Genomic DNA, 20,474 nt, shown 5'->3' on the forward strand with positions numbered 1-20,474 from the left:
TCATGACGCCTCGGCCTCCACTACCGCGAGCACCTCGCCCGCACCGACCTGCCGACCTGCCTCGACGAGCACCCGCCCGACCACGCCGCCGTGCGCGGCGAGCACGCGGTGCTCCATCTTCATCGCCTCCAGCACGAGCAGCTCCGCGCCCGCCTCCACGCGCTGCCCGACCTCGACCGACACCCGCACCACGGTGCCCGGCATCGGCGCCGAGGTCGCGCCCTCGACCACCTCGGCCCGCGGCTCGGGGAACCGGGGCCTCAGCACGAGCGCGACCGGGCCCACCTCCACCCGGTCGCCGTGCACCGCGACCGGGAACGTCTCGCGCACCCCGCCCCGCTCCAGGGTGACGGCGTCGGGCGACGCGGACACCACGGTCGCGTCCACGTCCGCCACCACGCCCGCGCGGGTGTGCCGGTACTCGACCGCCACCTCCCGGTCGCCGTGCCCGAACACCACGCGCTGCGGCTGCGAGGGCACGTTGCGCCAGCCCGGGGGCAGGTCCGTGCGGCGGCGCTCGGCCAGCGCGAGCGCGGCGGCCAGGGCGGCGGGCCGCACGTCCACGTCGGGCGGCGCGGTGAGGCCGTGCTGGTCGAGGAACCCGGTGTGGGTGTCGCCCGCCTCGAACGCGGGGTGCCGCAGCACGCGCACCAGCAGGTCCCGGTTGGTGACCAGGCCGTGCAACCGCGCCCGCTCCAGCGCGGCGGCCAGCTTGCGGACCGCCGCGCGCCGGGTCGGCGCCCACGCGATCACCTTGGCCAGCATGGGGTCGTAGTGCACGCCGACCTCGCTGCCGTCCTCCACGCCGCTGTCGACGCGGACCCCGCCGGGCTCGCCCCGGCCGGGCACGGCGAACCGGTGCAGCGTGCCGCTCGCGGGCCGCCAGTCGTGCGCCGGGTCCTCCGCGTACAGGCGGGCCTCGACGGCGTGGCCGCGGGGCGCGGGCGGCTCGTCGGGCAGGCGCTCGCCCTCGGCGACGGCGAGCTGCCACGCCACCAGGTCGAGCCCGAACACCTCCTCGGTGACCGGGTGCTCCACCTGGAGCCTGGTGTTGACCTCCAGGAAGTGGAACGCGCCGTCGTCGGTGTAGAGGAACTCCACGGTGCCCGCGCCGACGTAGCCGATGGCCCGCGCGGCGGCCACGGCCGCGTCGAACAGCCGCTCCCGCGCCTCCGGCGTCACCGCCGGGCTCGGCGTCTCCTCGATGATCTTCTGGTGGCGGCGCTGGACGGAGCACTCCCGCTCGCCCAGCGCCCACACCGCGCCGTGGGCGTCCGCCAGCACCTGCACCTCGACGTGCCGCGCGCGTTCCAGCAGCGGTTCGCAGAACACCGCGCCGTCGCCGAACGCCGACTCGGCCTCGCGCCGCGCCGACTCGACCTGCCCGGCCAGCTCCTCGCGCGAGCGCACCACCCTCATGCCGCGCCCGCCGCCGCCCGCGGACGCCTTGACCAGCACGGGGAACTCCGCGACGGTCCCCGGGTCCAGGTCGGGCAGCACGGGCACGCCGGCCGCCGCCATCCGCTCCTTGGCCGCGACCTTGGACCCCATCGCCTCGATCACCCCGGGGTCCGGTCCGACCCAGGTCAGCCCGGCGTCCAGGACCGCGCGGGCGAACGCCGCGTTCTCGGACAGGAACCCGTAGCCGGGGTGCACGGCGTCCGCGCCGGCGGCCAGCGCGGCGGCCACCAGCAGGTCGGCCCGCAGGTAGGTGTCGGCGGGCGCGGCGCCGGGCAGGCGCACCGCCGCGTCGGCCTCGCGCACGTGCGGCGAGCCCTCGTCGGGGTCGGAGAACACCGCCACCGGCGAGACGCCCAGCTCGCGGCACGTCCGGATGACGCGGCGCGCGATCTCACCCCGGTTGGCGACCAGCAGCCTGCGGATCATCGCCACCTCACATCCGGAAGACGCCGTAGCCCTCGGCGCCCCTGATCGGTCCACTGTGGATCGCGGACAGGCACAGGCCGAGGACCGTGCGGGTGTCGCGCGGGTCGATCACGCCGTCGTCGTAGAGCCGCCCGGACAGGAACGGCGCGAGCGACTGCTGCTCGACCTGCTCCTCGACCATGCGGCGCATGGCGGCGTCGTGCCCGTCGTCGTAGGGCTGCCCCTTCGCGGCGGCGGCCTGCCGCGCCACGATCGACAGCACGCCCGCGAGCTGCGCGGGCCCCATGACCGCGGACTTGGCGTTGGGCCAGGTGAACAGGAAGCGGGGGTCGTAGGCCCGGCCGCACATGCCGTAGTTGCCCGCGCCGTAGGAGGCGCCCATGACCACGGTCAGGTGCGGCACGGCGCTGTTGGCCACCGCGTTGATCATCATCGCGCCGTGCTTGATGATGCCGCCCTGCTCGTAGCGCGCGCCGACCATGTAGCCGGTGGTGTTCTGGAGGAACAGCAGCGGGGTGTCGGCGGCGTTGGCGAGCTGGATGAACTGGGTGGCCTTCTGCGCCTCCTCGCTGAACAGCACGCCGCGCGCGTTGGCCAGGACGCCGACCGGGTAGCCGTGCAGGTCGGCCCACCCGGTGACCAGGCTCGTGCCGTAGTCGGGCTTGAACTCGTCGAACCGGGAGCCGTCCACGAGCCTGGCGACGACCTCGCGCGGGTCGAACGGCACCCTCGGGTCGGCGGGCACCAGGCCGAGCAGCTCCTCCTCGTCGAACAGCGGCGGCTCGACGGGCTTGGGCGCGGGACCGAGCTTGCGCCGGTTCAGCCGGGCCACCACGCGGCGCGTCAGCCGGATCGCGTCCACCTCGTCCTCGGCGACGAAGTCCGCCAGGCCGGAGGTCGTGCCGTGCATCCGCGCGCCGCCCAGCGACTCGTCGTCGGACTCCTCGCCGGTGGCCATCCGCACCAGCGGCGGCCCGCCGAGGAACACCTTGGCGCGGTCCTTCACCATGATCACGTAGTCGGACATGCCCGGCACGTACGCGCCGCCCGCCGTGGCGTTGCCGAACACCGCGCTGATCGTCGGGACGCCCGCGGCGGACAGCCTGGTCAGGTCGCGGAACGCCCGGCCGCCGGGGATGAAGATCTCGCCCTGGCTCGCCAGGTCCGCGCCGCCCGACTCGACCAGCCCGACCAGCGGCAACCGGTTGGCCAGCGCGATGTCGTTGGCGCGGAAGGTCTTGCGCAGCGTCCACGGGTTGCTCGCCCCGCCGCGCACGGTCGGGTCGTTGGCGACGATGACGCACTCCACTCCCTCGACCACGCCGATGCCGGTGACCACGCTCGCGCCCACCGGGTAGTCGGTGCCCCACGCGGCCAGCGGCGACAGCTCCAGGAACGGGCTGTCGGGGTCCACCAGCAGTTCGACCCGCTCGCGCGCGAGCAGCTTGCCGCGCGCCCGGTGCCGCTCGGTGTACTTGGGCCCGCCGCCCGCGAGCGCCTTGGCGTGCTCGGCGTCCAGCTCGGCGAGCTTGGCCAGCAGCGCCTCCCGGTTCGCGGCGTACTCCGGCGACCCGGTGTCCAGCGCGGTCCGCAACGTGCTCATGCCGTGTACCCCAATCGCCTCGCCGCCAGCTCGGTCATCACCTCGGTCGCGCCGCCGCCGATGCCGAGGATCCGGGCGTCCCGGTAGTGGCGCTCGACCTCGGTGCCGCGCAGGTAGCCCGCGCCGCCGTGCAGCTGCACGGCCTGGTCCACCACGTGCGCGCACGCCTCGACGGCCGCGTTCTTGGCGAAGCACACCTGGGCCACGACCTCCTCGCCGCGCGCCGCGCGCGCCGCGACCTCGCGGGTGTAGGCGCGGGCGAGGTCGACGCGCTGCGCCATCCCCACGAGCCGGTGGCTTACCACCTGGCGGGCGATGAGGGGCTTGCCGAACGTCTCGCGCCGCCGGGCGTGCGCGACGGTGAGGTCCAGGGCGCGCTGCGCCGTGGCGTACGCCTGCACGGCGAGGGAGATCCGCTCGACCTGGAACTGCCGCATGATCAGCCCGAACCCGGCGTCCTCGTCGCCCACCAGGTTCGCCGCGGGCACGCGGGCGTCCACGAAGGACAGCTCGGCGGTGTCGGAGCAGTGCCAGCCCATCTTCTCCAGCGTGCGGTCCACGGTGAAGCCGGGCGTGCCCCGCTCGACCACGAGCAGGCTGATGCCCCGGTACCCGGGTCCGCCGGTGCGCACGGCCGTGGTCACGAAGTCGGCCCGCGAGCCGGAGGTGATGAAGGACTTGGCGCCGTTGACCACGTAGTGGTCGCCGTCGCGGCGCGCCGTGGTCCGCAGCGCCGCCACGTCCGACCCGCCGCCGGGCTCGGTGATCGCGAGCGAGCCGATCAGCTCGCCCTCGATGGCGGGCCGCGCGAACCGCTCGACCAGGTCCGCGTTCCCCGAGCCGATGATGTGCGGGATCGCGATGCCGTGCGTCATCAGGCCCGCGACCAGGCCGGACGACCCGCCCGCCTGGATCAGCTCCTCGGTGACCACGACGGTGTCGAGCAGGTCGCCCGCGCCGCCGGCGGACTCGGGGAAGCCGACGCCGAGCAGCCCGGCGGCGGCGGCCCTGCGGTGCAGCTCGCGCGGCAGCCCGCCGGCGCGCTCCCACTCGTCCAGGTGCGGCACGACCTCACGCTCGGTGAACCGGCGGACCGCGGCGCGCAGGTCCCGCCGCTCCGGCGTCTCGAACAGGTCAGACGTGGTCACAGCAGCTCCTCGGGGACGTCCACGTGCCGGGAGCGCAGCCACTCCCCCAGCGCCTTGGCCTGCGGGTCGAACCGGGTGGACGAGGCGACGCCCTCGCCGAGCAGGCCGCGCAGCACGAAGTTCAGCGCGCGCAGGTTCGGCAGCTCGTACCGGACGACCTCGCCCGCCTCGGGCAGCAGCTCCTTGAGCCGCGCCGCGGTCAGCTCGGCGCGCAGCCACTCGTACCGCGCGTCCGTGCGGACCCACACGCCGAGGTTGGCGTCTCCTCCCTTGTCGCCCGAGCGGGCGCCGGCGATCCGGCCCAGGGGCACCCTCATACCTCGACCACCTCCCCGCCCGGCAGCACGACCCGGTGCGGCACGGTCGCGCGCGGCACGTACGCGGCCCGGTACACGCCGAACGGCGTGGCGTCGCCGGGCGGCGCGGTGACGTGGAAGCCCGGGTAGGACGCCAGCGCCAGCTCGACGCCGGCGCGGGAGAACGCCTTGGCCCGCTCCCGGTCGGCGGTCTTGATCGTGACGTGCAGCAGGGCGCTCGCCGTCTCCTCGGTGTCGGCGTCGGCGCGGTCGGTGCGCGCCAGGGTCCAGGTCAGGCCGTCCGCGCCGAGCGCGTCCTCCAGCTGGTGGCGCACCAGGTCCGCCTTGGCCTCCACGTCCAGGCCGGTGAGCACGAACGTGGTGGAGTCGCGGAACCCGCCGAGGGTGTTGAGGCAGACCTTGAGCTCGTCCGGCGGCGGCGAGCCGCGGACGCCGGAGATCCGCACCCCGCGCTCGTGCGGGTCGAGCCGGATCGTGTCGAAGTGGCTGACCACGTCCGGTCCCGGGTAGGCCGGGTCGCCGATCTCGTAGAGCAGCTGCGCGGTGACCGTGTCGACGGTGACCTCGCCGCCCGTGCCGTCGTGCTTGGTGATCAGCGCCGACCCGTCCGCCTCGACCTCGGCGATCGGGAAACCCGGCCGCGCGGCGTCGATCTCGGTGAAGAACGCGTAGTTGCCGCCGGTGGCCTGGGCGCCGCACTCCAGCACGTGCCCGGCGACGGTCGCGCCGGCCAGCCGGTCCCAGTCCTCGCGGCCCCACCCGAAGTGGGCGGCGGCGGGCCCGACGACCAGCGAGGCGTCGGTGACGCGGCCGGTGACCACGACGTCCGCGCCGGCCTTGAGGGCCTCGGCGATGCCCCACGCGCCGAGGTAGGCGTTGGCGGTCAGCGCCTCGGGGAACTCCGCGCGCAGGTCGTCGCCCGTCACGCAGGCGACCTTCGCGCCGGTGCCCAGCGCGTCGACGGCCTCGGCCAGGCCCTCGGGGTTGAGGCCGCCCGCGTTGGAGACGACCTTCACGCCGCGCTCCAGCGCCTCGCCGAGGTCCCGCTCCAGTTGGCGCAGGAACGTGCGGGCGTAGCCGAGCCGCGCGTCCCGGGCCCGGTCGCGGCCGAGGATGAGCATGGTCAGCTCGGCCAGGTAGTCGCCGGTGAGCACGTCGAGCGGCCCGCCGCGCAGCATCTCGCGGAACGCGGAGAACCGGTCGCCGTAGAAGCCCGAGGCGTTGCCGACGCGGATCACGACCGCCCCCGTCCGGCGCCGGGCGGGCCCGCGAACGCCTGGGCGATGGGCAGCCAGGCGTTCGCGATCGGGCCGACCGCGGTGACCGCGAGGTCGTCGCGGTGGCGGCGCTGGGTGGCCAGCAGGCAGAAGTCCAGGGCGGGGCCGGTGATCCGGTCCGCCGCGTCCTCCGGGCCCCACGCCCACGCCTCGCCGCCGGGCCCGGCCAGCTCGACGCGCACCGGCTCGGCCGGCGCGGGCAGGCCGTTGACCAGGAAAGCGAAGCCGAACGCGCGGACCGCGAGGTGCGCGACGTGCCGGAGCCGCCGGGTGGGCTCGCGGACCGCGCCGAGCGCGTCGGCCACGTCCTGGCCGTGCGCCCACGTCTCCATCAGGCGGGCGGTGACCATGGAGGAGGGGCTCATCGGCGGCCCGAACCACGGCACCTTCACGCCCGGCGGCACGGCCGTCAGCGCCTCGGCCAGCTCCGCGCGGCTCGCGCGCCAGTCCGCGAGGGTGACCGGCTCGGCCGCGCCCCGGTCGACCAGGTCGGGCGTCGCGGTCCGCAGCAGCTCCGCGAACGCGGCCGGGTCGCGGGCGGCGAGCGCGGCGACGCGGTCGGTCCAGCGCAGGTGCGCGACCTGGTGGGCGATCGTCCAGCCCGGCGCGGGCGTGGGCAGCGACCAGTCGGCGCCGGCCACCAGGTCGTCGAGCACGCGGCTCTCGTCGCGCAGGTCCGCCAGCAGCTCGTGGATCACCGGGTCCTCCCCAGGGCCGCCTCCAGCATCCGGGCCCAGTGCCGGACGATGCGCCCGCGGCGCTTGCGGTCGTCGGTGAGCTGGTTGGCCAGGGCCAGGCCGCGCACCAGGTCGAGGGTGATCTGCACGGCCTCGCGCACGCCCGGCTCGCCCTCGTCGGCGCCCAGCAGCTCGACGGCCAGCCGGTGCGTCTCCCGGCCGAGCCTGGCCTCCAGCGGCACCACGACGGTCTTGAGGTCCGGGTCGGTGCGGGCCGCGACCCACAGCTCCAGCGCGGCGGTGAACAGGTCGCTGGCGTAGAAGTCGGCGATCAGCTCGACCACGGCGACCGTGGTGCTCCCGGCCTCGCGGGCGCGTTCCCTCAGGTGCTGGACGCTCTCCGCGCCCAGGTGCTCGACGGCGGCGGCGACCAGCTCGCCGCGGGTGCGGAAGTGGTGCAGCTGGGCGCCGCGGGACACGCCCGCGCGTTCCGCCACCACGGTGGTCGTGGTGCCCGACCAGCCCAGCTCGACGAGGCAGTCGACGGTCGCCTCCATGAGCTTGCGCCGGGTCTCGCGGCTGCGGTCGGCCTGCCGCTGCCGGGTCTCGGTGGCCATGCGGCCGAGTGTTCCGCGTCACTTACAAACAGTCAAGACTGTTTGTAAGTGACGCGGCCGAACGGGTGGTGTGCCGGGCGTCACCCGGTGTGATGATGTCCGGCATGGTCGTGTCTCGGCGGGACTTGCTGCGGTGGACGGGAACGGGCGCGATCGGCGCGGTGGCCGGGACGGCCGGTGCGGTGGCCGGGTCGAGCGGCGCGGTGGCCGCGACGACCGGCGCGGCGCCGCGGTGGGCCCGGTTGCGCGAGCGACTGGCCGGCGAGCTGCTGCTGCCCGGCGACGACGGCTACGACACCGCCCGGCTGCCGTTCAACAGCCTGTTCGACCACCACCGGCCGGCGGCGATCGCCCGCTGCGCGCACCCCGACGACGTGCGGCGCTGCCTGGAGGAGGCCCGGCGCTCGGGCACCCGGGTGGCCGCGCGCGGCGGCGGGCACAGCTACGCCGCGTACTCCACCCCCGACGCGGGCCTGGTGGTCGATCTGGGGCCGCTGTCCGGGGTCGAGGTGCGGGCGGACGGCACGGCGGTGGTCGGCGCGGGCGCCCGGCTCCGCGACGTCTACGCCGCGCTGGGCGCGGCGGGCCGCGTCGTGCCGCTGGGCAACTGCCCCTCGGTCGGCGTCGCCGGGTTCACCCTGGGCGGCGGCCTCGGCTGGCTCCAGCGCGCCTACGGGCTGACGTGCGACTGGCTGCGGTCGGCCCGCGTGGTGACCGCGGACGGCCGCCTGCTCACCGCCTCGGCCGAGTGCGAGCCGGACCTGTTCTGGGCGCTGCGCGGCGGTGGCGGCGGCAACTTCGGCGTGGTGACCTCGTTCGAGTTCGCCACCGCGCCCGTGCCGCCCGCGCTGACGGTGTTCCGGGTCCGGTTCCCGGCCGGGTCGGCGGCGGACGTGCTGGGCGCGTGGCAGCCGTGGAGCACGGCCGCGCCGGAGGCCCTGTCGACCACGTGCGTGGTCCTGCCGGACGGCTCGGTCGACGTGACCGGCTGCGCCGTGGGCCCGGCGCCCGCGCCGCGCGCCGAGGTCGCCCGGCTGATCGACGCGGTCGGCACGCGGGCGCCCCTGGAGGACGCCGAGGTCGACTACCCGACGGCGGTCGGGATCATGACCGCCGGCCACCCGCCCCGCAACGCCTTCCGGGCGTCCTCGCGCATCGCGGACGGCCCGTGGACCGACCCGGCGGCCGTCGCGGGGACCCTCGACGGCCGCCGGAGCGCGCTACTGATCGTCGGCGCGCTGGGCGGGGCGATCGACCGGGTCGGCCCGCGCGGCACGGCCTACCCGCACCGGGGCGCGCCCACCTCGATCGAGGTGTTCGGCACGGTGGCCGACCGCCCCGCCGACGAGGTGACCCGCGAGGTCGACGAGGTGCAGCGGGCGCTGGCGCCGCTCGTCGGCACGGGCACCTACGTCAACTACCTCGACCCCCTCCAGGAGGACTGGGCGAGGACCGCCTACCGGCACAACCTGCCCGCGCTGCGCCGGGTCGCCCGGCGCTGGGACCCGGACGGCGTCCTGCGGTTCCCCCGGTCGGTCACCGCGCGGTGAGGACCTCGGTCACCACCCGCCCTGGACCATGGTCTGGAACAGCCACTTCCCGTCGCGCTTGACCAGCAGGTCGCCGTAGCGCACGACCTGCGAGAAGTCCCCGGCGGTGATGGTCGCGTCGGTGATCACGAACACCAGGTCCGCGTTGACGAAGTGCGGCGTGCGGACCGACTCCATCTTCACGTCGCCGCCGCCGAGGTTCGCCTCCATGTCCCGCAGGAACCGCTCCCGGTCCCACGCCTGCGCCGACCCGTCCGTGACCGCGTTCACCGGGAACAGGGCCATCCCCGCCATCGCCTCGACGTCCTTGGCCACCGCCAGGGCGTCCCACTCCTCGAACCACGCGAGCACGCCCGCGACGTCCTCGTCGGTCGGCACGAAACCCGCTCCACTGCCCGGAACACCACTCATGCCGTACATTGTACCGTACGCCGTACGGAGAAGTGGCGCGGCCGTGACCGCCGTCTCCACCCGGTGCGGGTGGGGACCGCTCACAGCAGGGTCAGCTGCTCCGGCCCCGGCGGCCTGCGCGCCTCCCGGTCGTCGTCGTCGCCCGCCCCGGGCCGCCCGCCGCGCCCGTCGAAGCCGTGCCGCGCCAGCAGCGGCTCGACGCGGGCCTGGAGCCACCGCCGGTACCCGGCGTCCACAGTGGAACCCCGCGCGTACAGCCGCCGGTACCGGTCCACCAGGTCCGGCCGCTCGCGGACCAGCCACGCGGCGAACCACTCGCGCGCACCCGGCCGCAGGTGCAGCGGCAGCACGGTCACCCCGGTCGCGCCCGCCGCCGCGATCCGCGCCAGCAGCCCGTCCAGCTGCTCCGCGCCGTCGGTCAGGCCCGGCAGGACGGGCGCGACGAACACCGAGCACGGCAGCCCCGCGTCCCGGACCTTCCGCACCAGCTCCAGCCGGGCCTCCGGGCCGGGCGTGCCGGGCTCCAACCGCGCCTGGAGGTCGCGGTCGAGCAGGGTCAGCGAGACCGAGACGCCCACCCGGACCGACTCGGCCGCCGCCGCGAGCACGGGCAGGTCGCGCGCCAGCACGGTGCCCTTGGTCAGCACGGAGAACGGCGTGCCCGAGTCTGCCAGCGCCCGGATGATCCCGGGCATCAGCCGGTACCGGCCCTCGGCCCGCTGGTACGGGTCGGTGTTGGTGCCCATGGCCACCGGCTCGCGCCGCCAGCTCCCGGACCTCAGCTGCCGGGTCAGCACCTCCACCGCGTTGACCTTCACCACCACCTGGGTGTCGAAGTCCCGGCCGGCGTCCAGGTCGAGCCAGGTGTGCGAGTTGCGGGCGAAGCAGTTGTGGCTGACCAGGCCGTTGGCCACGAAGTCGCCCGTGCCGGTGGTGATGTCGTACAGGGTCCGCGCGGCGCCCAGCGACTCCACGGACACCACCTCCAGCCCCGGGGTCGCCGGCACCGCCAGGCCCTCCACCGCGTTGCCGCGCGGGAGCACCGGGTCGATCAGGTGCAGGAACCGCAGCCGCGCGGCCAGCCCGCCGACCACGCGCACGCCGCGCACCTCGACCACGTGCGGCACCCCCAGCCGCCCCAGCGCCCGCACGGCCGCGTCGAACACCGCGCCGTCCGAAGCGGACAGCACCAGCTCGCCGCCGGTGGAGCTGCCCCTGGCGTCGAACAGCCCGGCCAGGAAGCCCTTCGACCACTCGTCACCCGGTTCGCCCGCCGGGTCGGGCAGGTCGCCGTCCCGGGGCACGCCGCCCGCGAAGTCGCGCACGCGCGCCAGCACGTCCGGGTGGTGCGGCGGGCCGCCGCGCACCGCGCCCCACAGGTAGCCCGACCGGTAGTCCGGCAGGTGCGCGGGCGGCGCGGCGAACCGGCCCGTGCCGACCAGGCGGGCGCCCTTCACCAGGTGCGGCCGCGACCCGGCGTCCTCGCACCGGCCCGGCGTGAGGTGCCGCCAGCCCTCGTCGGTGAGGAACCGGTGGTCGCCGCTCGCCACGACCCGCGTGCCGTCGGCCAGCGTCAGCCGGTAGGCGGGCCTGGTGGTCTTCCAGTGCGCCCGCACGCGCGTGACCGCGAACCGGCCCTCGCGCGTGCCGAACACCTCCTCCCCCACCGACAGCTCGGCGATGGGCTTGGTGCGGCCGTCGGCCAGCAGCACCGGCGTGTCACCCGACAGGCAGTAGGTGCAGGCGTGCGTGCAGCCGCGGTACGGGTTGACCGTCCAGGAGAACGGCAGGTCTCCGCCGGGTACCTTGTTGAGCACCGATTTGGCGTTCACCTCGTGGAACACGACGTCGGCGAAGTCCGGGGTTCGTACGCTGCGGACCAGTCCCGGCAACCCCGGCAGGACCTGCTGCCGGTCCGCCCCGTCCTTCTGCCCGTCCCACCTCATACCCCCATTCGAACACGCGTTCGAACAACGGTCAAACGGAGTTCCCTTGTCCCTGCTGGACTTCATCCTCTGGCCCTTCCGGACGCCGGCCGTCACGTTCGCCGGCGTCGACACCACCTGGGGCGAGGTGGCCGGCTTCGTCACCGGCGCGCTCTGCGTGTGGCTCGTGGCGCGGCAGAACCCGCTGAACTGGCCGATCGGCATCCTCAACAACCTCGCCTTCGTGGTGCTGTTCGCGACCTCCGAGCTGTACGCGGACTCCGGCCTCCAGGTCGTCTACATCGCACTCGCCCTGTACGGGTGGTGGGCGTGGCTGCGCGGCGGCGCGGACCACTCGGCGCTGCCGGTCGGCCGGACCACCCGCGCGCAGTGGTGGTCGCTGCTGGCGGCGGGCGTCGCGGGCACCCTGCTGCTGGTGTGGGTGCTCACCACGTTCACCCCCTCCACGGTGCCGTGGGCGGACTCGGTGACGACCGTGCTCTCGCTGCTGGCGACGTGGGGCCAGACCCGCAAGAAGGTCGAGTGCTGGTGGCTCTGGATCGCCGTGGACGTGCTCTACGTCCCGTTGTACATCTACAAGGACCTGTGGCTGACCGCGATCCTCTACCTCGGCTTCATGGCCCTGTGCGTGCTGGGCCTGCGCAACTGGACGAAGGCGCTGCGCGCGGACGAGCGGGTCGCCGCGTGACCGACTTCGACCACGCGCTGGTGCTCGGCAAGTTCTACCCGCCCCACGCCGGGCACCACCACCTCATCCGCGCCGCGGCGGCGCGCAGCAGGCGCACCACGGTGACCGTGCTGGCCTCCCGCGTGGAGTCGATCCCGGTGGCCGACCGGGTGGCGTGGCTGCGCGCCGAGCACGCGGGCACGCCCGGCCTGGTCGTCCTCGGCGACGTCGACGACCACGAGATGGACTTCGACAGCGACGCCGTGTGGGAGCTGCACATGGGCGTGGCGCGGGCGGTGCTCGGCCGGCGCGCCATCCTGGACGGCGACCCGTCCTCGGCGGCCGTGGACGCGGTGTTCTCCAGCGAGCGCTACGGCGACGAGATGGCCAAGCGCCTGGGCGCGCGGCACGTGCCGGTCGACCCGGACCGGACCGCGTTCCCGGTGTCGGGCACGGCGGTGCGGGCGGACCCGCGGGCGAACTGGGACCACCTGGCGCGGGCGACCCGCGTGGGCCTGTGCGCGCGGATCGTGGTGGTCGGGGCCGAGAGCACCGGCACGACCACGCTGTCCCGGCAGCTCGCCGAGCGCCTGGGCGCGCCCTGGGTGCCCGAGTACGGCCGCGCGCACACCGAGGCCAAGCTCGCCGCCGCCCGCGCGTTCGACCCGGGCGCCGACCTGGGTGGTCTGGTGTGGACGGTCGGGGACTTCCAGGACGTGGCGCGGCGGCAGCGGGAGCTGTCCGACGCCGCGGTGTCCGGGCCGGTCCTGGTGTGCGACAACGACGCGTGGGCCGCCACCGCGTGGGCCCACCGCTACCTGGGCGAGCCGCGCCCGGACGTCGCGCCGGACGCCCACCGCCCCGCCCTGTACCTGCTGACCGACCACGTGGGCGTGCCGTTCGAGCAGGACGGGTGGCGGGACGGCGAGCACCTGCGCGCGTGGATGACCGACCTGTTCCGGACGGGCCTGGCGGCGCGGGGCGTGCCGTGGCGGCTGGTCACGGGATCGCCGGACCAGCGGCTGCGGCAGGCCCTGGAGGCCTGCGAGGAGGCCGTCGCCCGGCACTTCCGGTTCGCCGACCCGCTGGGCTAGACGGTGACCAGCACCTGGTCCAGCGACTTGCGGACCAGGTTGGGCACCACGCAGTCGTCGGCCGGGTAGCCGATCGGGACCACCGCGAACGCCTTCTCGTTGCGGGGGCGGCCCAGCACCTCGCCGAGGAACCTCATCGGCGAGGGGGTGTGGGTGAGCGCGGCGAGCCCGGCCAGGTGCAGCGCGGTCAGCAGCATGCCGACCGCGATGCCCACGGACTCGTCGACGTAGTAGTGCTTGCGGCTGGTGCCGTCCCCGTCCAGGTAGTAGCGCTGCTGGAAGACGACGACCAGCGCGGGCGCGTCGGTCAGGTGCGGCTTGACGTCGTCGGTGCCGAGCGGGCGCAGCGCGTCCAGCCACTCGTCGCCGAGGCGGCCCGCGTACGAGACGCGCTCCTCGTGCTCGGCGGCCTCCCGGATGCGGCGGCGCACCTCGGGGTCCTTGACGAGGACGAACGTCCAGGGCTGCTGGTGGGCGCCGCTGGGCGCGGTGGCGGCGACCGCGATGGCGTCGAGCACCGCCCGCTCCGGCACGGGGTCGGGCGAGAACATGCGGACGGTGCGGCGCTGCGCCATGCGGTCCCGCAGGTCGGCGGCCGCGCGCAGGGACGACTCGACGGGCATCCGGGCGGGCCGGTAGGGCACCGGTTCGAAGGGTTCACCGTGGGTGGGTGTCCAGTTCGTGGTCACGCCGCGAGCCTCGCACCAGGGCCGGGGCTACTGAAGCGTTCGACACGAAATCCGCACTGAACCGTCCGGAATGCGGACACCGGGAGGAGTTCGGGCAGTATGTGCGCCGTGCACGCCAAGGACCTCATCGCCGCGCACGGCCACGGCCACGGGCACGGCGGGCCCGTCGAACCCGCCTCGCGACGCGTTCGCACGCTGCTGCTGGTCCTGCTGCTGCCGCTGGTGCTGGCCACGGCGGTCGGCGCGGTCGTGCTGTACCCGTTCGGGCACGAGCAGGCCACGGGCGCGGAGGCGGGCATCGCCCAGGTCCCGGTGCTCGGCGACGTGACCGCGGTGGCGGCGGGCGGCTGCGGCCCCGACGCCGACCAGCCGGGCGCGTCCGGGTGCGTGCTGGTCACCGTGCGGATGACCGACGGCGCGGCGGCGGGCCGGGACATGCGGATCCCCGTGCCCGACCAGCCGGGCACGCCGAGCTTCGCGGTCGGCGACGCGGTGGTGCTGTCCTACGGCGGCGGCGACCCGTACGACAGCTCGTCCTACCAGCTGGCCGACTTCCAGCGCGGCGTGCCGCTGCTGCTGCTGGGGCTGCTGTTCGCGGCGGCGGTGCTGCTGCTGGGCCGGTGGCGGGGGCTGGCCGCGCTGGGCGCGCTGGCGCTGAGCCTGGTGGTGCTGGTGGTGTTCGTGCTGCCCGCGATCCTGGCCGGCGAGAGCCCGCCGCTGGTGGCCGTGGTCGGCGCGGGGCTGATCATGTTCGTGGTGCTGTACCTGACGCACGGGGTGTCCGCGCGCACGTCGACGGCCGTGCTGGGCACGCTGGCGAGCCTGGCGCTGATCGGCGTGCTCGGCGCGGTGTTCTCGGCGTTCGCCAAGCTCACCGGCCTCGACCAGGACACCGCGAGCCTCGTGGCGCTGCTCGGGCACGGCATCGACGCGCGCGGGCTGCTGCTGGCGGGCACGATCATCGGCGCGCTGGGCGTGCTGGACGACGTGACCGTGACGCAGACCAGCGCGGTGTGGGAGCTGCGGCGGGCCAACCCGGCCCTGGGGTTCCGCGAGCTGTACGCGGCCGGGTCCCGGATCGGCCGCGACCACCTGTCGTCGGTGGTGAACACCCTGGTGATGGCCTACGCGGGCACGGCGCTGCCGCTGCTGCTGGCGTTCTCGATCTCGGGGCGCAGCCTCGGCGAGATCCTGACCGCGCAGGACGTGGCGCAGGAGGTCGTGCGGACGCTGGTGGGCAGCATCGGCCTGGTGGCGGCGGTGCCGATCACCACCGCGCTGGCCGCGTTCGTGGCGGGCCGCGAGCCCGTGCCCGACGAGGCCGCCCCGGAAGAACCGGAGGAGCGGGAGGGGCGGGAGGAGCCCACGCCCTACCGCGAACCCGACCTGCGCCGCCACCGGGTGGCCGGCGACCTGCGCACCGGCTACGACCCGGCGAAGGGCCCTTGGCGACGCCCCCGGCGATCACCGGCGCCGCCGGGATAGGTTGTCCGGCGTGGGACGCATCCGGAAGGCCGACGAGACGATCAGCAGGGAGGTCGACTCGGGCATCGCGGAACTCGTCCCCGACCCGGACGTCCCCCGGGCGTGGACGCTGCGCCTGAACGGCACGCCCCAGTCCCACGTCGACCTGGACGACCCGACCCACCTGGAGTTCGAGTACGTGCGCCGCCTGGGCCACGTGGCCGACCTGGTGGCCGACCCCGGCGCCCCCGTGCGCGCCCTCCACCTGGGCGGCGGCGCCCTCACCCTGCCCCGCTACATCGCCACCACCCGACCGCGCTCCAGCCAGCAGGTGGTCGAGATCGACGCGGCGCTGGTCTCCCTGGTCCGCGGCGTCCTCCCGCTGGACCGCAACTGGCGGCTGCGCATCCGCACCGGCGACGCGCGCGCCGTGCTGGTCAGGGCGCCGGAGGCGACCTTCGACCTGGTGGTGACCGACGTGTTCGCGGGCGCGCGCACCCCCGCCCACCTGACCTCGGTCGAGTTCGTGGCACAGGCGGCCCGCGCCCTGCGCCCGGGAGGCGTCTACGCGGCCAACATCGGCGACGGCGGCGGCCTGGCGTTCGCCAAGTCGCAGGCGGCCACCGTGCGCGCCGTCTTCCCGCACGTCTGCGTGCTGGCCGAGCCGACCGTGTTCCGCGGGCGCCGCTTCGGCAACTTCGTCCTGGTGGGCTCGCACGCGGAGCTGCCGGTGGCCGACCTGACCCGCCGCACCGCGGGCGACCCGTTCCCGGGGCGGGTCGAGCACGACGCCTCGCTGACCCGCTTCATCGGCGGCATGCCACCGACCACCGACGCGACCGCCACCCCGTCACCGCCGCCGCCGAAGGGCACGTGGGGCCTGTCGGCCGACTGACGCGCCGTCAGTCCAGCGTCGAGACGAACCGCGAGATCGCGTCCGGGTTCAGCTTCTGCGCCAGCCGGCCCGACGGCGCCATCGACCCCAGCCTGTACAGCGGCCGGTCGGCCGCCGCCAGCCCGCGCGCCTCCGCCCGCAGCTGCGCCACCAGCAGCTCGGAGAACACCAGCCCCGGCGCGTCGCCCCGCCCGGCCAGCACGTCGGCCAGCCGGCGCAGCGGCAGGACGCCCTGCTCGCGCCCGCCCGTGCCGGCGTAGAGGGCCAGCGCCAGGTTGATCGCCTTCCCGCCACCGCGCGCGAGCAGCCCGACCGTCCGCGTGCCGCGCATGTCGGTCACCAGCAGGTCGAGCTGGTCGGCGGTGCGCAGGTCGACCGACCGCGTCCCGAAGGCGCGGACCGACAGCACGTGGCCCTCCAGCCACACGCGCCGCCGCGCCTCCGAGACCGCCAGCAGCAGCAGGGGCACGGCGAACACCGCCGCCGCGACCAACCCCGCCGTCCGCCCGGCGAGCAGCCCCAGCAACCCGCCGAACGCGGCGGCGACGATCAGCGCGCCGATCGCGACCGTCCGGGCGCGCTTGCGCACCGCTTTCGGGTCCAGCAGGTCCAAGGGGATCCGCTCGCTCACCGGCCCAACGCCTCCAGCACCGACGTCACCACGTCCGCCAACGGCACCGGGCGCTGGTCGCCCGACGCCAACTCCTTGACCTGCGCGACCCCGGCCTCGAGGTCGCGCTCGCCCAGCACCAGCGCGAACCTCGCACCCGACCGGTCCGCGCCCTTCATCGCGCCCTTGAGGCCCCGGTCGCCGTAGGACAGGTCGAACCGCACGCCGGCCGCCCGCAGCGGCGCGGACAGCGCGACCAGCCGCGACTTCGCCGCCTCGCCCAGGGGCACCCCGTACACGTCGCAGCGCGTGGCGTCCCCGGGCGTCACGCCCTCGGCCTCGCACGCCAGCAGCACCCGGTCCACGCCCAGCCCGAACCCGACGCCGGACAGCGGCCGACCGCCCAACTGCTCCATCAACCCGTCGTAGCGCCCGCCGCCGCCGATGCCGGACTGCGCGCCCAGCTCGTCGTGCACGAACTCGAACGTCGTCCTGGTGTAGTAGTCGAGGCCGCGCACCAGCCGCGGGTTCTCCACGAACGCCACCCCGAGGTCCGCGAGGTGGCCCTTGACCCGCTCGTGGTGCGCCGCCGCCTCGGCGGACAGGTGGTCGACCAGCAGCGGCGCGTCGACCAGCAGCTCCCGCACCTCGGGCCGCTTGTCGTCCAGCACCCGCAGCGGGTTGACCTCCGCGCGCCGCCGCGTCTCCTCGTCCAGCGGCAGCTTCGCCAGGAAACCGGCCAGCTCCTCCCGGTACCGGGGCCGGCAGGTCGCGTCGCCCAGCGACGTCAGCTCCAGCCGGAACCCGGTGAGCCCGACCGCCCGGAACCCGGCGTCGGCCACCGCGATGACCTCGGCGTCCAGCGCCGGGTCGTCGACGCCCACCGCCTCGACCCCCACCTGGTGGAACTGCCGGTGGCGGCCCCGCTGCGGCTGCTCGGCCCGGAAGAACTGGCCCGCGTACACCAGCTTCACCGGCAGCTGGCCCCGGTCGAGGCCGTGCTCGACGACCGCGCGCATGACGCCCGCCGTGCCCTCGGGCCGCAGCGTGAGCGACCGGCCGCCGCGGTCGGTGAACGTGTACATCTCCTTGGTGACCACGTCGGTCGACTCGCCGACGCCGCGCGAGAACAGCTCGGTGTCCTCGAACACGGGCAGCTCGACGTGGCCGTACCCGGCCAGCCGGGCGGCCCCGACCAGCGCGTCCCGCGCCGCCGTGAACGCGGCGGAGTCCGGCGGGAGGTAGTCGGGCACGCCCTTGGGTGCGGAAAAAGCGCTCACTACAGTCCTCTGCGAGGTGCGGCCGGCGCGTCCTCGGCACCCAGGTCCACCAGGAACGGGTTGCCGGCGCGCTCGCGGCCGATGGTCGTCGTCGGCCCGTGGCCGGGCAGCACCACCGTGTCGTCGGGCATCGCCAGCACCTTCGTGCGCAGCGACGTCAGCATCGCGCGGTGGTCACCGCCCGGCAGGTCGGTGCGCCCGATCGAACCGGCGAAGAGGGTGTCGCCGGACAGCACGAGCCGCCCGCCCTCCTCCGTGCCGGTGCGGAACATCACCGACCCGCCGGTATGGCCCGGCGAGTGGTCGACGGCCAGCCGCAACCCGGCCAGCTCCAGCTCCGCGCCGTCGGCCAGCTCGCGCACCTCGCGGGGCTCGCGCAGCTCCATGCCGCCGAACATCGCCCGCGACTGGGCGCCCATGCCCCGCTCCGGGTCCGACAGCATCGCGCGGTCGTCCGGGTGGACCCACGCGGGCACGTCGTTGCCGTCGCACACCGGCACGACGGAGAAGCAGTGGTCGAAGTGCCCGTGGGTGAGCAGCACCGCCACCGGCGACAACCGGTGCTCGCGCAGCGCGGCGGCGATCGGCTCGGTGGCGCCCTGACCGGGGTCGACGATGACGCAGGCCTCGCCCGCGCCCGCGGCCAGCAGGTAGCAGTTGGCCTGGAGGGCACCGGTTGGGAACCCGATCACCAGCACGGGAGCACCTCTCAACGGCAACGGATCGACAACGGATCCCCCTGGACCCCTCGACCAGCCTATCCGGCACACACCAGCTATATACGAGCCCCCTAGACTGCTCACCGATCGTCGCCGTCGACGGGAAAGCCAGGGAGGTTTGAGGTGCCGACGAACGTGCAGCGCCGCGAGCAGGCCAAGCGGAAGCTGGAACGCCAGCTCGCCCGCAGGGCGGAGCGCGCGAAGCAGCGCCGGCGATTCGCCATCATCGGCACCGTCGCGGCCGTGGTCGTGGTCGCGGGCGGGATCTACTTCCTGGCCTTCGTGAACAAGGGTGACGACTCCGGCACCGACGCGGCCGCCTCGACCCCGCCGTCGGCCGCGAACGACGCCCCGGCGTCCATCCCGAACGAGCTGCACCCGGCGGTCAAGCGCCCGACGCCCCTCGGGGCGCAGGTGGCGTGCGAGTACCCGGCCGGCGACCAGCCGGCGAGCAAGGAGGCCCAGCCTCCCGCTGCGGGACAGGTCCCCGCCGAGGGCACCATCGGCGCGACGCTCGGCACGTCGGTCGGCGACATCAAGCTGACCCTCGACCGCTCGCTGGCGCCGTGCGCGGTGAACAGCTTCGTCAACCTGGCGAAGCAGGGCTACTTCAACGACACCACCTGCCACCGCCTGACGACCTCGGGCATCCAGGTCCTCCAGTGCGGCGACCCGAGCGGCAGCGGCAGCGGCGGTCCCGGCTACAGCTTCAAGGACGAGGTCTGGCCGGAGCTGACCTACGGCCGCGGCCTGCTGGCCATGGCGAACTCCGGTCCCGACACGAACGGCAGCCAGTTCTTCATCGTCTACGGCGACGGCCAGAACCTGGAGCCGAAGTACACGGTGTTCGGCACGGTGGACGAAGAGGGCCTGAAGAAGGTCGACGAGGTCGCCAAGGCCGGCACGGCCAGTGGCCAGGGCGACGGCAAGCCCAACACGCCGGTCGACATCAAGACCGCCACCGTCATCGAGTAGGAAACGCCCGCCGGGCGAGCGAAATGCCCGCCGAGCGAGCACCCCGAAAAGCCGGGACCGCCCCGAAGAGTCGAGCGGTCCCGGCTTTTCGCTGGTCAGGGCATTGTTCGGTGCGTTACCCAGCGCATTGACCAACCCCCACCCGATTGGCGGACATCCGCCGGACGAGCGGACGGATTGACTCCTGCGACGACACCGGTCGCATTCCACGAGGAATTCGAGGGGGACAAATGAAGTCCGTGACATCGTTCATCGCGCGCTCGACCGTCGTGGCCGCCGCAGTGCTCGCCACGACGTTCGGCGCGCAGACCGCGCAGGCCGCGGGGACTGCGGGGGCCGCGGGGGCACGGGCGGTCGAACCGGCCGCGGGCGAGGTGGGCGCCCAGGTGATCTGCGGGCTCCACAAGGAGTTCTGGGGCTGGTACTGGGGCAACTGCACCAGCGGCGCCAAGATCATCCGGTGGTACGCGTACCCCGGCGCCCAGTGGGAGTACGACTGCACCGCGCCCCACAGCGACACCTGGCTGAGCGACACCACCGGCAACCCCGTGGTCGAGGTGCTCTCGGGTCCCTGCATCCCCTGAGCCCCGCGGTCCCGGGGGCGGCGCGGCACCCCGCCCGCCCCCGCGCCGGGGGGAGGCCCCCCCA

The 20,474-nt window shown here is 74.9% G+C and carries 18 protein-coding genes and 1 pseudogene; 7 read left to right on the plus strand and 12 right to left on the minus strand.

Features of this window, described 5'->3' with window-relative positions:
- The 6 genes and pseudogenes from ACFV4N_RS05675 to ACFV4N_RS05700 all read right to left on the minus strand — a co-directional run bounded on the left by ACFV4N_RS05675 (position 1) and on the right by ACFV4N_RS05700 (position 7,526).
- A complete protein-coding gene (locus ACFV4N_RS05675; protein WP_499671317.1) occupies positions 1–1,887 on the minus strand; it encodes an acetyl/propionyl/methylcrotonyl-CoA carboxylase subunit alpha in 1,887 nt (628 codons plus the stop codon).
- A 7-nt stretch (positions 1,888–1,894) separates the two neighbouring features.
- Positions 1,895–3,490, minus strand: coding sequence for an acyl-CoA carboxylase subunit beta (locus tag ACFV4N_RS05680; RefSeq protein WP_499671318.1), 1,596 nt, complete (start codon positions 3,488–3,490; stop codon positions 1,895–1,897).
- Positions 3,487–4,638 (minus strand): acyl-CoA dehydrogenase family protein, encoded by a 1,152-nt coding sequence (locus tag ACFV4N_RS05685; protein ID WP_499671319.1) that lies wholly within the window; start codon positions 4,636–4,638, stop codon positions 3,487–3,489. The genes ACFV4N_RS05680 and ACFV4N_RS05685 overlap by 4 nt, the downstream gene beginning before the upstream one ends.
- Positions 4,635–6,193: pseudogene (locus ACFV4N_RS05690) on the minus strand (acyclic terpene utilization AtuA family protein). Before ACFV4N_RS05690 ends, ACFV4N_RS05685 begins: the two are co-directional and overlap by 4 nt.
- Positions 6,190–6,930 carry a TIGR03084 family metal-binding protein gene (locus ACFV4N_RS05695; protein WP_499671320.1) on the minus strand — a complete coding sequence of 247 codons (741 nt, stop codon included), beginning with the start codon at positions 6,928–6,930 and terminating at the stop codon, positions 6,190–6,192. Before ACFV4N_RS05695 ends, ACFV4N_RS05690 begins: the two are co-directional and overlap by 4 nt.
- Positions 6,927–7,526 carry a TetR/AcrR family transcriptional regulator gene (locus tag ACFV4N_RS05700; RefSeq protein ID WP_499671321.1) on the minus strand — a complete coding sequence of 200 codons (600 nt, stop codon included), beginning with the start codon at positions 7,524–7,526 and terminating at the stop codon, positions 6,927–6,929. Before ACFV4N_RS05700 ends, ACFV4N_RS05695 begins: the two co-directional genes overlap by 4 nt.
- A gap of 104 nt (positions 7,527–7,630) precedes the next feature.
- On the opposite strand from ACFV4N_RS05700, the gene ACFV4N_RS05705 reads away from it, so the two are divergent.
- Entirely contained in the window at positions 7,631–9,076 is a 1,446-nt protein-coding gene (locus tag ACFV4N_RS05705; RefSeq protein WP_499671322.1) for an FAD-binding oxidoreductase, read from the plus strand.
- A 9-nt stretch (positions 9,077–9,085) separates the two neighbouring features.
- Here the strand turns inward: ACFV4N_RS05705 and ACFV4N_RS05710 are convergent, their stop codons facing one another.
- Positions 9,086–9,487, minus strand: a complete 402-nt coding sequence (locus ACFV4N_RS05710; RefSeq protein WP_499671323.1) for a nuclear transport factor 2 family protein — start codon at positions 9,485–9,487, stop codon at positions 9,086–9,088.
- A gap of 80 nt (positions 9,488–9,567) precedes the next feature.
- Positions 9,568–11,433: an intein-containing Rv2578c family radical SAM protein gene (locus tag ACFV4N_RS05715; RefSeq protein WP_499671324.1), complete on the minus strand. Its 1,866-nt coding sequence runs from the start codon at positions 11,431–11,433 to the stop codon at positions 9,568–9,570.
- Positions 11,434–11,479: 46 nt separating this feature from the next.
- Here ACFV4N_RS05715 and pnuC point away from each other — a divergent pair, with 46 nt between their 5' ends.
- The gene (gene pnuC, locus ACFV4N_RS05720) at positions 11,480–12,121 is read left to right on the plus strand and encodes a nicotinamide riboside transporter PnuC (RefSeq protein WP_499671325.1); all 642 of its coding nucleotides are present in this window, start codon (positions 11,480–11,482) and stop codon (positions 12,119–12,121) included.
- Positions 12,118–13,194 (plus strand): AAA family ATPase, encoded by a 1,077-nt coding sequence (locus ACFV4N_RS05725; protein ID WP_499671326.1) that lies wholly within the window; start codon positions 12,118–12,120, stop codon positions 13,192–13,194. The genes pnuC and ACFV4N_RS05725 overlap by 4 nt, the downstream gene beginning before the upstream one ends.
- On the opposite strand, the gene ACFV4N_RS05730 is transcribed toward ACFV4N_RS05725, so the two are convergent.
- Positions 13,191–13,817, minus strand: a complete 627-nt coding sequence (locus tag ACFV4N_RS05730; RefSeq protein ID WP_499671336.1) for a nitroreductase family protein — start codon at positions 13,815–13,817, stop codon at positions 13,191–13,193. The genes ACFV4N_RS05725 and ACFV4N_RS05730 overlap by 4 nt on opposite strands.
- Positions 13,818–13,982: 165 nt before the next feature.
- On the opposite strand from ACFV4N_RS05730, the gene ACFV4N_RS05735 reads away from it, so the two are divergent.
- Complete coding sequence (locus ACFV4N_RS05735; RefSeq protein ID WP_499671327.1) at positions 13,983–15,368, plus strand: YibE/F family protein; 1,386 nt, start codon at positions 13,983–13,985, stop codon at positions 15,366–15,368.
- Positions 15,369–15,378: 10 nt separating this feature from the next.
- Positions 15,379–16,242, plus strand: a complete 864-nt coding sequence (locus ACFV4N_RS05740) for a spermidine synthase (RefSeq protein WP_499671328.1) — start codon at positions 15,379–15,381, stop codon at positions 16,240–16,242.
- Between the two features lie 7 nt (positions 16,243–16,249).
- On the opposite strand, the gene ACFV4N_RS05745 is transcribed toward ACFV4N_RS05740, so the two are convergent.
- The 3 genes from ACFV4N_RS05745 to ACFV4N_RS05755 are packed head-to-tail and all read right to left on the minus strand — an operon-like array spanning position 16,250 to position 18,830.
- Positions 16,250–16,873, minus strand: coding sequence for a hypothetical protein (locus ACFV4N_RS05745; RefSeq protein ID WP_499671329.1), 624 nt, complete (start codon positions 16,871–16,873; stop codon positions 16,250–16,252).
- Positions 16,870–18,132 (minus strand): histidine--tRNA ligase, encoded by a 1,263-nt coding sequence (hisS, locus tag ACFV4N_RS05750; protein ID WP_499671330.1) that lies wholly within the window; start codon positions 18,130–18,132, stop codon positions 16,870–16,872. Before hisS ends, ACFV4N_RS05745 begins: the two co-directional genes overlap by 4 nt.
- On the minus strand, positions 18,132–18,830 hold the full coding sequence (locus tag ACFV4N_RS05755) for an MBL fold metallo-hydrolase (RefSeq protein WP_499671331.1): 699 nt from the start codon (positions 18,828–18,830) through the stop codon (positions 18,132–18,134). The genes hisS and ACFV4N_RS05755 overlap by 1 nt, the downstream gene beginning before the upstream one ends.
- A gap of 144 nt (positions 18,831–18,974) precedes the next feature.
- Here ACFV4N_RS05755 and ACFV4N_RS05760 point away from each other — a divergent pair, with 144 nt between their 5' ends.
- Both ACFV4N_RS05760 and ACFV4N_RS05765 read left to right on the plus strand, forming a co-directional pair.
- The gene (locus ACFV4N_RS05760; protein WP_499671332.1) at positions 18,975–19,826 is read left to right on the plus strand and encodes a peptidylprolyl isomerase; all 852 of its coding nucleotides are present in this window, start codon (positions 18,975–18,977) and stop codon (positions 19,824–19,826) included.
- Between the two features lie 230 nt (positions 19,827–20,056).
- Complete coding sequence (locus tag ACFV4N_RS05765; RefSeq protein WP_499671333.1) at positions 20,057–20,410, plus strand: hypothetical protein; 354 nt, start codon at positions 20,057–20,059, stop codon at positions 20,408–20,410.
- Positions 20,411–20,474: the final 64 nt, after the last annotated feature.

The organism is Actinosynnema sp. NPDC059797 (genome assembly GCF_042732085.1).
Classification (GTDB): Bacteria; Actinomycetota; Actinomycetes; order Mycobacteriales; family Pseudonocardiaceae; genus Actinosynnema.

Excerpts from the sequence above, each read along its gene's own strand:
- ACFV4N_RS05675 (WP_499671317.1), bottom strand. The coding sequence starts at position 1,887 with ATGATCCGCAGGCTGCTGGTCGCCAACCGGGGTGAGATCGCGCGCCGC.
- ACFV4N_RS05680 (WP_499671318.1), bottom strand. The coding sequence starts at position 3,490 with ATGAGCACGTTGCGGACCGCGCTGGACACCGGGTCGCCGGAGTACGCC.
- ACFV4N_RS05700 (WP_499671321.1), bottom strand. The coding sequence starts at position 7,526 with ATGGCCACCGAGACCCGGCAGCGGCAGGCCGACCGCAGCCGCGAGACC.
- ACFV4N_RS05705 (WP_499671322.1), top strand. The coding sequence starts at position 7,631 with ATGGTCGTGTCTCGGCGGGACTTGCTGCGGTGGACGGGAACGGGCGCG.
- ACFV4N_RS05710 (WP_499671323.1), bottom strand. The coding sequence starts at position 9,487 with ATGAGTGGTGTTCCGGGCAGTGGAGCGGGTTTCGTGCCGACCGACGAG.
- ACFV4N_RS05715 (WP_499671324.1), bottom strand. The coding sequence starts at position 11,433 with ATGAGGTGGGACGGGCAGAAGGACGGGGCGGACCGGCAGCAGGTCCTG.
- ACFV4N_RS05730 (WP_499671336.1), bottom strand. The coding sequence starts at position 13,817 with ATGCCCGTCGAGTCGTCCCTGCGCGCGGCCGCCGACCTGCGGGACCGC.
- ACFV4N_RS05735 (WP_499671327.1), top strand. The coding sequence starts at position 13,983 with ATGTGCGCCGTGCACGCCAAGGACCTCATCGCCGCGCACGGCCACGGC.
- ACFV4N_RS05765 (WP_499671333.1), top strand. The coding sequence starts at position 20,057 with ATGAAGTCCGTGACATCGTTCATCGCGCGCTCGACCGTCGTGGCCGCC.